This window comes from Paenibacillus sp. FSL K6-2862 (assembly GCF_038005125.1).
Lineage (GTDB): Bacteria > Bacillota > Bacilli > Paenibacillales > Paenibacillaceae > Paenibacillus > Paenibacillus illinoisensis_A.
The window spans coordinates 262,347-276,509 of the sequence record NZ_JBBOSN010000002.1; the positions used below are offsets into that span (position 1 = coordinate 262,347).

The window sequence follows — 14,163 nt, forward strand, 5'->3', positions numbered from 1 at the left end:
TGAGAGACTCAATAAATCAAGAAAATAAGAAGGAGGACTCGGAAACGTCCTCCTACTCATCAGTGTAGCTCCAGTTAGTTTATAGCGTTCCAGGGAATTTTTTTAACTTCTTAAGTTTTACTGTCTTATCATTCGAACAACATGGCATATTTACGATTCCAAAGGAAAGCTCATGTTAATCATTGTACCTTGATTGATACTGGACTCCACCGTAATTGAGCCATTGTGCGCGGCCACCACTGCGTAAGCGATGCTCATGCCGAGCCCAACTCCATCCACTCCCGCGTCGGTATTGGTTCCTCTGTAATAACGATTGAAGAGGCGGGATTGTGTCTCAGTATCCATACCTACACCATTATCACGGACCGTAATGACGGCAAGGTTCCCTTCGCGCATAATGCTCAGTGTGATTTCTGTTCCTGGCGGATTATGCTTCACAGCGTTGGAAATCAGGTTGTCGAGCAATCGTTGAAACCACTTTGGATTCGCAAGAATTCGAAGAGAAGTTGGACTTTCTTCGAAATCAAAAATTACGTTTTGTATCGTCACATCATTAACATAGCGAAGAACGGCACGGCGGACGAATTCATTGAGTTCCAGCGGCTCCAGCTTCTCGCCAGGTGTATGATTTTTCAGTTCGAACGTAAGTGAAAAGTCCTGTAATAGTTCCAACATATATGTACTCTTTTCGCGGATTGTGCCTCCGACCTTTCTCAGTTCATCCTCACTCCAGCTGAACTGTCCACTCTCTAAAAGATGACCGTAACCCTGCACGGTTGTGAGTGGTGTACGCAGATCGTGGGAAATGCCGGTCATCCATTCTTCACGAGATTGTTCGAGGCGCAGGCGCTCATTACGGGCAAGAGCTAATTTATCTGCCATATCGGAGAAACCCGCAATCACCTCATGATACAACTTATATCGGGCACGAAAGCGGCCTTTTTTGTCGTAAATTTTCATACGTTCTTTCTCGATAAAGACCTGTTCATACTCGCCCCGACCCATTCGCTCGAACCCCCTCATGAACAGAAGTAGGGGACCACCGTACCGGTAGCCGTGCCAAATGGCAAGACCAAGAGACAACAGAAAGATGGATAAGCCGATGATAATCATAACAATCAGCATCGTACGTAAAATCGGCTGATTTGTTGATTCGGCATCCTCTCGGGGTCGTTCAATCAGCCATGTATATTGGGAAGAAGGATCGTAATGATAGGAAACCTGAATCTTCGATTTAGCTGGTTGCTGGCTCACTTCAATCAGAGCGAGTGCCCCGTATGCCTCGTGGTCTGAAGGAAGTCCGAAACTCTGTACAATACGGCCGTTCTCGTTCAGAACAACAAGTGAAACACCGATTGATTTCGCTTTATTATCTAATGTGCTAGCGGCAGATCTAGGTACCCGTCCATTTTCAGAATACAGTTTGTACCACTCTTCAAGCCTTGTACCGTCCACATCTTTCCACCCAAGCAGATAGAGATTTCGGTCACCCAGAATCTCTTCGTATAGTGTTGAGACCTGGTATTCATTCAGCTTTCTTGTATCACTAATACGTAGCAGATCAGTAGCAGAATACTGATTCGGCACGTCCTCAGGAACATTTAGACTATACACTTCCCGGCCGCTTTCGTTGATGATCTGGAGCCAATACCCCTTTTGCTCCAGTTGGCCCGGCCAGAAAGAAGGAATCTCCACGCTTTCGTCTTCGATTATGGTCTCAATCGACAACGAATCCAGCACTTCTGATGGTATATCAGTCTTCAGCTGTTCGTTACCAATGTAATACATAATGGTAAATATAGAAATCAATACAATGGCTAGCACCAACAGCCAAATGGTGAAGAACTGAACCGTAAAATGTAATCCCAATCGCCTCGCAATGCGGCTACGTTTCCTTATTGCCTGCTTTTTCATGCGTTTTCGCCCTTTACAAGCTTGTACCCAAGACCCCGAATGGTCAGCAGATAACGTGGCGAGCTCGGATCTGGCTCAATGCGTTCACGTATTTTGCGGACATGGACCATAACCGTATTATCGTCACCGAGTCCGTCAAAACCCCAGACGGATTCGTATAGTTGAGCTTTGGAGAAAACGATGTTTGGATTGCGGCACAGGAACAGCAGCAGTTGGTATGCTTGAGCAGGGCAGGGCATGTTTCGATCGCCAACAAGCAGCTCACCAGCCCGTTCATCAAGAACGAAACCTCCAAAATCATACCGCTGACGAGGATCCACGTTGGGCGTGACTACGGATTGGACGGTTGTTTCGGCAATCCCTCGTCTCAATCGCGCTTTAATTCGGGCAGCGATTTCCAGGGGATTAAACGGCTTGGTAACATAATCGTCCCCGCCTACAGCAAAACCCGTCAATCTATCCAGATCTGACGCTCGAGCCGTCAAATAGATCAGATGTGCGTCGGATTGTGCCCGAATCTCGGTCCAAGCTCAAACCCAGTGCGGTCAGGAAGCATGACGTCGAGCAGGATAATGTCAGCGCCATATTCCAGTAGAAGCCGCATTCCTTCTTCCGCATTGTCTGCTGTATAGATATACTCGAAGCCTTCCTTGCGCAGTACGAACTCAATCATCTGCACAATGGCTTTTTCGTCGTCCACAATTAGAATTTTTGCAGAGTTCATTGGGAATTTCCTCCTTGTCTTCATATTGCATTAGTCATTGTACCAGAGAAACCTTAACGATGCTTAAAGGAAGTAGCTTGTTTTCATTACTGCGTTAAGGAAACGTTAAGAAAGGCTTTAGCGCTCATTTAGGATGGACCGCTATGCTATAAACAGAGGTGATTGAATTGAGTATACATAAAAAGCGCGTTCAATTAATCGATGGACTGCGTGGATTCAGCTTGGTGGGGATTGTACTAGCGAATATATTGATTTTCCAATACGGTCTGTTCGGCGAGAGCGAACCGTACCTATTTGGAATTAAGGGGGCTGACCTGGCTGTTCATTCATTCCTGCATATCACGGTGGTGGGTAGCTTCATGCCAATCTTCGCATTTATGTTCGGATTTGGGATGATTAAGCTAGCGGATAGCTTGAAAACACGGGAACTACGGCCGAAGTGCCATCTGGCCCGCCGGTTTCTGCTCCTATTCATTATCGGGTTGTTGCATTCGACTTTTCTGTGGGAAGGGGACATCTTGACCTTTTATGGCATAACTGGTTTCTTCCTGTTACTGTTCCTAAACCGGAAGCCCAAAACACTATTGATATGGGCAATCATATTACTTACTGGTGCGGGGCTACTTGGTCTCCCGGCAGCAGACCCGTCAGACCTGCTGTCTGCCACGTCTCCAGAGATGATCAACTACATTGTGCAAAGCCAGGACGTATATGGCAATGGCAGCTATACGGAGATCAAGGATTTTCGCAACAATGCCGATCCGTTTGGTGAATTGGATACGAACTTTATCTTGCTTGCCATCGTGTTAGCCCCGCTGATCACGTTGCCGATGTTTCTGCTCGGTATGCGTTCCGCCAGAATCGGAACGTTTGACGATCCTCAAGCAATGAGACGTACATATTATCGCCGCACTGCGTTCCTGATTCCGGTGGGAATGTTACTTAAAGCATACGGCGTATTAGCCCCGGAAATGGGTGCAGAAAGTTGGGCCGGAACCGGTATTGGATCAACACTCGGAGGTATGGTGCTTGCCCTGGGCTACATTTACGCATTTGCACTCCTCTATGCGGGAAGCCGGCGTGCTAATTTACTGGCAAGATTTGAGGCGGTTGGCCGTCTTTCGCTGACGAATTACCTAATGCAAAGTGTAATGTGTACGTCAATTTTCTACGGATACGGCCTCGGTCTGTTTGGCCATGCCGGTGTGTTCATCGGTGCGCTTATTGCAATTGCTGTATATTGCATTCAGTTATGGCTTAGTCCAATTTATTTGAAAAGGTTTCGGTTTGGACCCGTTGAATACATACTGCGTATCTGGACTTACTTGTCCTGGAGAGGACAACAGAAAAAACGAAATTCTCGGACTTCGATGGTAAGTAAGACAAGCTCAGTCTAGCCTAGTTCTTGTTCGCCGGACGATAGAGAAGAGAGGCTATACTGCGCGAATTATCATTATGAGTAAGGGTATCTAGTATGGCTCATACGATCGTTTCATCGTCGATAAGCTCTGTGATTTACAATTTCAAAAAAGTAAAAAGGAGCCTCCCATCTAGGAGAGCTCCTTTTCTTACGTTTACACATCAATTGAAGCATGTGCCTTTTTACATTGATCCACAGATCAATAGTTCTAATTTTGTATTACACTAATACGACGGTCTTACATATTGCATATTGGAGCACGTCCTCCGCGTGGTTATCAACACGTATCCATGTTAATCTGTTTAGAAAGCATTAGGATGTAAAGTATATAAATGAGGTGAAGTAACTTGAATATACTCTTTTGATATATTTGGAATCTTTTTATATATATTGGTTTTTGGTCCGTTGCATTTTGGGAAAGGCGGGCAAAAGGTAAAAAAATGACCTTAATCACGTAAAATAATACCGCTGTTTGTAAGCGCCATCTTGTTATGCTTAGAAGCAGGAAAATACTTAAGAGTCGAAAGGAAGAGACAGATGGGTGCTGATAAGGAGTACGCAAAAATTGCCCAGGATGTAATTAAAGGGCTTGGTGGGAAAGAAAATATCATTTCAATGGCACATTGTGCCACGCGTCTCAGACTGATCGTCAAAGATCGGGACATCATTGATGATGAGTTTATTGAAAACGTAGACAAGGCTAAAGGTGTATTCTTCACTTCAGGGCAATATCAAATCATATTTGGAACCGGTACCGTTAACAGGGTGTACGAAGCCATGATTGGCCAGGATGTTTCATCAACTTCCAAAGCGGATCTGAAAGAAAAAGCCTCTGAACAAGATGATAATTTCTTCAAACGCATGATTCGGATTTTCGGAGATGTTTTTGTACCGATTATCCCAGCGTTGGTAGCAACGGGATTGTTCATGGGTGTCCGTGGCTTAATCACCCAGCCAGCTATCCTCGAATGGTTTGGACTTACGCCAGAGAGCATTTCGGACAATTTCTTAATGTTCACGCAAATTTTGACAGACACTGCTTTTGCTTTCTTGCCTGTACTGGTTTGCTGGTCGACGTTCCGGGTATTCGGGGGATCACCGTTACTCGGAATTTTGCTTGGTTTGATGCTTGTTCACCCTTCTCTACCAACTTCCTGGGATGTCGCCCAAGGGGTTCAGGATCCACTAATGTTCCTTGGATTTATTAAAGTAGCTGGTTATCAGGGATCCGTGCTACCAGCGTTTATCATCGGAATAGTCGGAGCACTATTGGAGAAGAGAATTCGTAAAATCGTTCCTGAAGCGCTGGATTTGATCTTAACTCCGTTCTTAACTTTACTCGTTTCTCTATTGCTGGGCTTGTTCGTAATTGGTCCTGTGTTCCATGAAGTTGAAGTGTTGATTTTGTCAGCAGTTACGTGGATTCTGCAGCTACCGTTTGGAATCGGTGGATTTATCTACGGCGGTATAAATCAATTTATCGTAGTAACCGGTTTGCATCATGCTTTGAACCTAATTGAGATTCAAATGTTGAGTGACAGTGGCTGGAATATGGTCAATGCGATTAGTTCCGGGTCAATTGCCGCACAAGCTGGAGCGGCACTAGCTGTCGGTCTGAAAGCTAAAAGCAACAAGATTAAGTCCGTTGCCTATCCTTCTTCCCTGTCCGCACTACTGGGGATTACGGAACCTGCTATTTTCGGTGTGAATATACGTTACGGCAAGCCATTCTTAATGGGATTAATCGGTGGTGCATTCGCCGGATTCTTTGCACGGATCCTTGATGTTCAGGCAACAGGCATGTCGATCACCGTTATTCCGGGAATGCTGTTGTACTTGAACTCACAGATTATTCCGTACATTGCAACTTGCGTTATTGGATTCGGAGTCGCATTCGCCCTTACTTGGATGTTTGGTTTTAAAGAGGCAGCTAAACTTAAATAAAGAAACAGGTGGAGAGAACCATGCATAACAAACTGCTAGAAAAGTTGAACCGTCTTACCATTGAAGAAAAAATTGGCCAACTTGTTCAACTAACGGGTGATTTCTTTGAAGGAGATCTAGAAACCGTTGTAACAGGACCACTAAAAAAATTGGGACTACATCCTAATTATAATGTGTACAATACAGGTTCCATTCTCAACGTGACAGATGCAGATAAAATTATCCGGCTGCAAACAGATTATTTAGAAAAATCCAATCATAAAATTCCGCTGTTGTTTATGGCAGATATCATCTACGGATTCCGCACCATCTTTCCGATTCCGCTTGCTCAAACATGCAGCTGGAACTTTGAGGCGATTGAGCAAGCAGCTTCAATCTCAGCTCGAGAGTGCTATGACGAAGGTATTCACGTAACCTTTTCTCCTATGGTGGATGTTGTCAGAGATCCCCGCTGGGGACGGGTGATGGAATCACCGGGTGAGGATACGTTACTAGCCAAAAAATATGCTGAAAGCATGGTCTACGGAATTCAGGGACAAGAAGCTGAAAGCATTCCTTCCGATAAAATTGCTGCTTGTGTTAAGCATTTTGCTGCGTACGGTGCACCTATAGCCGGAAGAGAATATAACGCCGTAGACATGTCCGAACATATGCTGCGCGAATATTATCTACCAGGATATCAAGCTGCAATTGATGCAGGAGCCAAGCTTGTCATGACTGCGTTTAATACACTAAATGGTATTCCCGCCACAGGAAACGAATGGCTGAACCGTGATCTACTCAGAGAGGAAATGAAATTTGATGGGGTCTTGATCTCCGATTACGCGGCGGTCGAAGAGTTAATCATGCACGGTTACGCGGAAAACGCAACTGAAGCCGCCAAACTAGCTCTGGCGGCAGGGGTTGATATCGATATGAAGACAGCCGTATATGCCAACCAGCTGGAGAACGTAATCTCAGGTAACGAACATTTAGAGCAGCTTCTAAACGACGCTGTCTACCGTGTGTTGAAGCTGAAAAGTGATCTTGGACTGTTTGAGGACCCGTTCCGTGGATTGAAGACTCGTCAGGAGCAAGCAACCCGTATTCTTTCAGATGCACATAAAAAGGCTGCACAATCGTTGGCAGAAGAATCCATCGTTTTGTTGAAAAACGAAAAGAATCTGCTGCCATTATCAGAACAGACTAAAATCGCTTTAATAGGGCCTTACTCAGAAGAAAACTCTACCTTGGGTATGTGGGCAATCAAGGGAGACGAAGCCGATACCGTTAATTTAAAAACGGGACTGTTAAAACATATGGATGCAGAACAACTGTCTGTATGCCGGGGCTCATACCTCATACCTGACCATGCACGAGAAGCCCTTGGTAAGTATGTAGACAAACTACCTGTTGAAGCAGGTAGTGAGGAAGCTTTACTGCAGGAAGCAATCCAAAACGCTAAGGAAGCAGATGTTGTTATTCTCGCTTTGGGAGAAAGTATTTATCAGAGCGGGGAGGGCGGTTCACGCACGAACCCGACATTACCCGAGCCTCAGCTGAAGCTACTCCGTGAATTAAAGCAGTTGGGTAAACGGCTTGTGGTCATCGTGTACAGCGGACGTCCATTGATTTTGACTGAAGTTACCGAACAATCCGATGCTCTCATTCAAGCTTGGTATCCAGGAACGATGGGCGGGGATGCATTGGCGAATATCCTATACGGGGTAGTCAATCCATCCGGGAAGCTCGCAATGACCTTCCCTCGCAGTGTCGGACAAATTCCGGTTTACTACAATGAGCTCAATACAGGACGTCCAGATTTACCGGAGAACGGCTCTTACCGTTTTGCAACGAGGTATATCGATGAAGTAAACAAACCGCTCTATCCATTTGGGTATGGAAAATCCTATTCTACATTTGACTGTAGCTTGGTTTCCGTCAGCCGAGAAGAAATGGGCACTGAGGAGTCTGTCGATATTGAGGTGTCTGTGTCCAATACAGGAAAGTTCGACGGAAAAGAGACGATACAACTGTACATGCGCGATCGATTTGCTAGTGTAACGAGACCGGTGAAAATGCTGACCGACTTCCGGCAAATTTTCTTACAGAGCGGTGAAACGGGAACGGTCCAGTTCTCCATTCGTGAAGAGATGCTCAGATTTGTTGGAAGCCATATGAAGTATCAAAGTGAGCCAGGAGATTTTGATGTGTACATCGGTACAAGTTCACAAGATACTCCGCTGACCTTCAGCTTTTCTTTCCACCGTGAAGAGCAATTATGATCATGACCAAAAGTGAAACTTATACGCTGAAATATCATATTACGCCGCCACATGGCTTGCTAAATGATCCAAACGGGCTTGTTTATTTCCAAGGGCACTATCATGTTTTTTATCAATGGAATCCTTATGGCACAGAACACAAAAACAAAAGCTGGGGACATGTGGTGTCTACGGACCTAGTAAACTGGAGCAGAAAAAATGTGGCATTAGTACCTTCGGAACCGTATGACAAAGACGGCATTTATTCTGGCGGAAGTATTGTTCATGACGGAAAACTATACTTGTTCTATACAGGTAATGTGATCCGGGACGATGGAAGTAGAGCGAGTTATCAATGTATTGCGGTTTCTGAAGATGGGGAGGAGTTCCGAAAGCTAGGTCCATTGTTTGAGCACCCTGCTGGCTATACGAGACATGTTCGAGATCCAAAAGTTTGGCAAGATAGTCATGGGACATGGTGGCTCATCGTAGGCGCGCAGCGGGAAGATCTTACAGGAGATGCGCTTATCTATACATCCGGAGATCTGATCCACTGGTCGAGTCAGGGATCCTTCTTTGAACAGGAACGAGCTTTCGGATATATGTGGGAATGTCCAGATGTGATGCAGTTTCCGGAACAAGATGTTTTTGTTTTCTCTCCTCAAGGGTTGGAGGCGGAAGGGGACAAGTATAGAAACCCCAATCAATCTGGTTATATTGTCGGCCTTATATCAGAGACAGGGAAGTTTCTCGGTAATCTGTCTGAATTTAAAGAACTTGATCATGGATTTGATTTTTATGCTCCTCAGTCGTTTAAGACGAATAATCGAATCATCATGTTTGGTTGGATGAGCGCGATGACTGGAGAAATAGAGCAAGCTGTTCCAACGATAAAGGAAGGATGGGTTCATACATTAACGATTCCAAGAGAGCTGACTCTGGAGGATGGCGTGCTATACCAGAAGCCCATGCACGAGTTGCAACTGTTGAGACAACATGAAGAACATGGCGAAATTCGCAACAGCGGTCAATGGAACCTACCTTCTCTTGCAGCAGAAGTGCTCATGCAGTTTACCAAGCTACAAGAAAGCTTCCGGATTGTGATCAGAAATGATGTTCAAATCGAATTCGATCACGAACATAATCATCTAACGGTATGGCGAACGAACTGGTTGACGAACGAGAAAGAGCACCGGAGAACTGTGCTCCGTCATCCACTCGCAGAATTGCACATGTTCATCGAAAGCTCCAGTATAGAGATCTTTGTGAATCAAGGGGAAGAAGTATTCTCTTTACGCTACTTCTTGGAGGATATCCAAGAGCGGAGTGTTCGGCTTGAATCGGCGGGTATTGAAGGAGCCTTTAGCATATATTCATTGCAAAAAAGTATAGATTAGGAGGGAATTCACATGTTTCAATGGGGGAAAAACAAAAAGACACTGAATTCGCTGGATATTATAGCTCCAATTCCCGGCGAAGTTATAGCGTTAAGCCAAGTTCCTGATCCCGCTTTTGCGGGAGGCCACATGGGCGAAGGGGTGGCAATTAACCCCGATGAGGGAAGTGTCTACGCTCCCTTTGACGGTAAAATTGCTCATATCATGGACAAGAGCAAGCATGCTGTCATCATCGAGCACAAAAGCGGTATTCAGGTTCTCATCCACGTGGGTATTGAAACTGTTTCGCTCAAAGGAAATGGATTTACACTTCATGTAAAGAATGGCACAAAGGTGAGCAAGGGTCAGCTGCTCCTCGAATTCGATATTGCCTCGATTCAAGCAGCAGGCCTTTCCGTAATCAGTCCAGTCATTGTTCCAGATGGGCTGGATCCTGTGGACCGAGTAGAAATACATGACCTTCAACAGCCAAAAGGCTCTGATGATCCGGTCATGACAGTGCATTTGAAATGATAATGAGACACGCCCTGTACTTTGACGAATTTCTGTAAGGGTACACGTACTCTAGAGAAGGCAGTGATCCCTCCGTGGATGATCTGCCTTCTTTTTTTAGTATCTTAATTCGAAAATCACTTGTTTGCGTGATTTACTGTCGGTATAGTATAGGTAAAAGAAGCGGGTTATCGACTTAATAAAACACGTGAGTTAATGGTTTATGGCCTTGTTAACGGAGTGACATCATGAAAAAAATGTATGAACATATTGAAATAGATCGCAAAAAGTTAATTAACCTTTTTATTTTCCAAGCTAATGATACGGAAAGAGTTATTCCGATGCATTTTCACAGCAATATGGAACTCATTTATTGTATTAGCGGAAGCTTGCGGGTATGGCATGACGGGAAGGTAATCACACTGATGGACCAAGATTTGCTGTTTATCAATACTAATATTCCTCACTCGACTCAAAGCCTGACAGAGAATCGTGTTCTTGTACTACACTTTACGGAATCCTTTTTTGCTAATGAACAGGTCGTCATCCAGTTGAACACATCGGAGGAACGTATGGATGAGGAGATCCTGTCTAATCTCAGAAACTTACTGATGGAAATATACAATCTGCACGTATCTACAGGTACCTACGACTATATTCTTGCACAGAGCAGGGTCATCGAATTGAAATATAGACTGGTGCACCATTTTGGCCAAGTTGCTCAGAGCCCATCTGCGACTAACAGTGCGAGACAGCAAAGAATTCAGACCATTTTGGATTATATAAAAGAGCACTATACGGAAAATATCAGTTTGGCTGAAACAGCCCGAGTATGCGGTTATTCTGAAGCTTATCTGTCCCGGATGTTTCATGAGTACACAGGACAAACATTTACAGAGTACAAGCAGATCCTTTGCCTGGAAATGGCAATCGAATTGCTGGATTCAACGAATAAATCGCTTACGGAGATTTCGTATGAAACTGGGTTCCCTAACGTGAAGTCCTTTAGAAAAGCATTTAAGGAAGTAATGGGGAAAACACCTTATGAGTACAAAAAATCAAGTGAAGTACAAATGTGAGGGACTGCGAGGATGTAAATATCCTTTTCAGTCTTTTTTTGTTCATTATTAAAAATGAACTTAGTTGAGATAGTAGATGCACTCTAATTCTGTAATCAAATTAAAATGAGGAATATCTTTGCGATCCTAATCTGAATTACAATCCCATTCAATGATGGGCATGATGAATCAAGTTAATGCTCCTAATTGAGCAGGATAGTGAAGTAGCATAGGAGAATGTTTATGTAAAGCAGATACAAAATCATCTTTCTGGAGGGACTTAAAGATGAGCCAAGAGTGGGAGTTCATCAGCTAATTAAGTACGTCTACAAGATATGGAGAGGTGGGAAATGTGAAAATTCCAAAGTATGAAAATGACAGAGAGCGATTTGTAAAAGAATTAATTCATTTGATGGTGTCCATAAAGGGAGGAACTATTGAATTACGTGATTATATCAATATGGACAAATGGCTTAGTTCTGATTACACTTTATCGAACCCTGGAAGTGTTAAGAAGGCGATTACATGGACTGAAATGATCGAACCTTTCCATGTAATGAAGTATCCGGTAACACAGCAGTTGTATCATTCAGTCATGCATGAAGAAGTAAAGATGAGTGTAGATCACTTGCCTATGACGGAAGTTTCATGGATAGATTCAATTATTTTTTGTAATAAATTATCTAGAATGCTTGGTAGGACTGAATGCTATACAATCACGAATGAAAGTGAGAAGACAACATATAACAAAACAGCGAATGGCTTTCGATTACTAACTGACGCTGAGTGGCAATATACGTGCAAAGCAGGAACCATGGGATATCGTTATGCAAAAATTGATCAAATTGCATGGTATCAAAAGAACTCTAATGGATCAGTTCATGAAGTAGGACAACTACTACCTAATCCATGGGGGATATTCGATATGATCGGAAACGTTTGGGAATGGTGCTGGGACCTATATGATCCGGAGCGATATGGGAATTATAGAGTTTTCCGAGGAGGGAGCTGGGCAGAAATGAAGAACAACTGTGGTTCTACGAGTAGACGGAAAAGCATGCCCGATTTCAAAATAGATGATCTTGGTTTTAGAATAGCACTTACAAAACTTTGAGAACTTAATTGACTAAAATTGCTGTGAAGTCCATCTATTTATTTTATACGTTCTAAATAGTTTATATGAAATTTATACATTAGAACCATATGCTAATAGACAGGGTAGTGAAATTAAGTCGCTAATATATATTAGACATGACAAACCGAGTACATGTACAAGTGATAGAAAAAAGAGAAGACATATTAGAATCGGTGCAAAAGGTTGGGCAAATAATATAGAATGCTCATGTTGTTGTATTCGTGCTTATTGAAGGAGCGTACGTCACAAGTTCGTCGTCCCCGAGGCAAGAACAAGAACTTCTACCGTCTTGCGGTATGCATCTATCATTATCGTCCGTGAATTTTTCAACATTAGTTCACACCATAATCTTTTCTGAATGTAACAAGTGATTTAAAATATTTTAAACCAATGGTTGTTTAAGTAGGAGGTATACATATGGCTAGTCTTCATCTAATCGAGATCAAAATTGAGCAAAATGGTCAACAACAGGTCTTTACCCCAGTTATTCTTCAAGATGAGATTGATATGATTCTCATCGACTGTGGTTATCCTGATTTTATACATCTCCTTGACAAAGAGGTAAGCCAGCACAACCTTACTCTCAGTTCAATAACTAAACTGATTGTTACGCATCACGATATGGACCACATTGGTTCGCTTGCTGCTCTGAAGCGCACATATCCACACATCAAGATTGTTGCCCACGAGCTCGAAGTGCCGTACATTGAAGGAAATAAAAAGTCATTGCGACTTGAACAGGCAGAATCAACGTTTAGTGCATTACCGGAGGAAGAAAAGCCCTTTGCAGAACAATTTATTGACTTCTTACAGTCATTTGAGCCAATTGCCGTTGATCAGTCAGTATCTCATAAGGAATGGCTACCTTGGTGTGGTGGGATAGAGGTTATCCATACACCTGGTCATATGCCAGGTCATATTTCATTGTATATTTCCGCAAGCAAAACATTAATCGCAGCAGATGCTGTGGTTATTGAGAATAGCGAGCTCGCGATAGCCAATCCCCAATACACACTGGATCTTGAAGAAGCAGTCCGTTCCATACAGCGAGTGTCCGAATATGACATTGAACAGCTGATTTGCTATCATGGTGGGTTGTTTCATGGTGATGCAAAGCAAGCGCTCTGTCAACTAATCCATAAGTATACTTCATAATCTGAACCCCGTTAGGTTACTGAAAAATACTAATTCATTAATAATAAGACTGAAAGTCTACCAGACCTTTAACTTTTCTTTGTTAACTAACAGGCAGGATAGCCCAATAACGTTGAAATTTCATTCATATCGAATCTCAACTAAATAAAAAAGGTAGGTACATTATTTGAATAGTACTAACCCAGGATTACAACAACTAGGACGATTTATCTTGGTATTTACCGCAGCAATAGGAGCTATCTTGTACACCATCCTGATTATCGCTGAACCGTAAACTGAGGGTGGGATTGACAGTATTTTGACAACCGGATTGTTCTATGTATGTATGATTAGCTTACCGTTTTTTGGTCTATCGTGAGCGAGAAGGTCGCGCACGACGCCGAAACGTGTGATTCCGCATACCGGTGAATCGTGCTCGTCACATCGCCGAGCCGATTGCCGGGCTGCGCCTGAACGATCCCGAGGTCAAGACATTCCTTCGTGACTCGCATCAACTTCTCTGCCGTTGGTGAGATCTGACCGACCGCATAGTCCCAGGTAGAATCACCAAGCCAACCATCGAGCTCAGCGACTGTGTCGATCGTTAGGATATCACCCTCCTCAAGTGGCTTGTTGCTAGGTTAAGGTCTATATAGTGATTAAACAAACAGAGATCTGGCCTAAATCAGGCAGATCTCTGTT

9 protein-coding genes and 2 pseudogenes are annotated in these 14,163 nt (G+C 43.6%); 8 read left to right on the plus strand and 3 right to left on the minus strand.

The annotated features are described in order from the left end of the window. Window positions 1-150: 150 nt before the first annotated feature. Together MHB82_RS31040 and MHB82_RS31045 are read right to left on the minus strand one after the other, a co-directional pair. Window positions 151-1,914 (minus strand): sensor histidine kinase, encoded by a 1,764-nt coding sequence (locus MHB82_RS31040; protein ID WP_341176947.1) that lies wholly within the window; start codon window positions 1,912-1,914, stop codon window positions 151-153. Beyond that, window positions 1,911-2,638: pseudogene (locus tag MHB82_RS31045) on the minus strand (response regulator transcription factor). Before MHB82_RS31045 ends, MHB82_RS31040 begins: the two are co-directional and overlap by 4 nt. 158 nt (window positions 2,639-2,796) lie before the next feature. Between MHB82_RS31045 and MHB82_RS31050 the strand changes: the two are divergent. From MHB82_RS31050 to MHB82_RS31085, 8 genes are all read left to right on the plus strand, one after another. Further along, a complete protein-coding gene (locus MHB82_RS31050; RefSeq protein ID WP_445671283.1) occupies window positions 2,797-4,035 on the plus strand; it encodes a DUF418 domain-containing protein in 1,239 nt (412 codons plus the stop codon). A gap of 560 nt (window positions 4,036-4,595) precedes the next feature. Beyond that, the gene (locus tag MHB82_RS31055; protein ID WP_341176949.1) at window positions 4,596-6,002 is read left to right on the plus strand and encodes a sucrose-specific PTS transporter subunit IIBC; all 1,407 of its coding nucleotides are present in this window, start codon (window positions 4,596-4,598) and stop codon (window positions 6,000-6,002) included. 20 nt (window positions 6,003-6,022) lie between these two features. Then, complete coding sequence (gene bglX, locus MHB82_RS31060) at window positions 6,023-8,266, plus strand: beta-glucosidase BglX (RefSeq protein WP_341176950.1); 2,244 nt, start codon at window positions 6,023-6,025, stop codon at window positions 8,264-8,266. 2 nt (window positions 8,267-8,268) lie between these two features. Next, window positions 8,269-9,642, plus strand: coding sequence for a glycoside hydrolase family 32 protein (locus MHB82_RS31065; protein ID WP_341176951.1), 1,374 nt, complete (start codon window positions 8,269-8,271; stop codon window positions 9,640-9,642). Window positions 9,643-9,654: 12 nt separating this feature from the next. Further along, on the plus strand, window positions 9,655-10,155 hold the full coding sequence (locus MHB82_RS31070; RefSeq protein ID WP_341176952.1) for a PTS sugar transporter subunit IIA: 501 nt from the start codon (window positions 9,655-9,657) through the stop codon (window positions 10,153-10,155). A gap of 227 nt (window positions 10,156-10,382) precedes the next feature. Continuing rightward, on the plus strand, window positions 10,383-11,213 hold the full coding sequence (locus tag MHB82_RS31075) for an AraC family transcriptional regulator (RefSeq protein ID WP_341176953.1): 831 nt from the start codon (window positions 10,383-10,385) through the stop codon (window positions 11,211-11,213). A gap of 391 nt (window positions 11,214-11,604) precedes the next feature. Further along, entirely contained in the window at window positions 11,605-12,306 is a 702-nt protein-coding gene (locus MHB82_RS31080) for a formylglycine-generating enzyme family protein (RefSeq protein WP_445671293.1), read from the plus strand. 438 nt (window positions 12,307-12,744) lie between these two features. Further along, window positions 12,745-13,482, plus strand: coding sequence for an MBL fold metallo-hydrolase (locus tag MHB82_RS31085; RefSeq protein WP_341176955.1), 738 nt, complete (start codon window positions 12,745-12,747; stop codon window positions 13,480-13,482). 354 nt (window positions 13,483-13,836) lie between these two features. On the opposite strand, the pseudogene MHB82_RS31090 reads toward MHB82_RS31085, so the two are convergent. After that, window positions 13,837-14,102: pseudogene (locus MHB82_RS31090) on the minus strand (M24 family metallopeptidase); the annotation flags it as partial. Window positions 14,103-14,163: the final 61 nt, after the last annotated feature.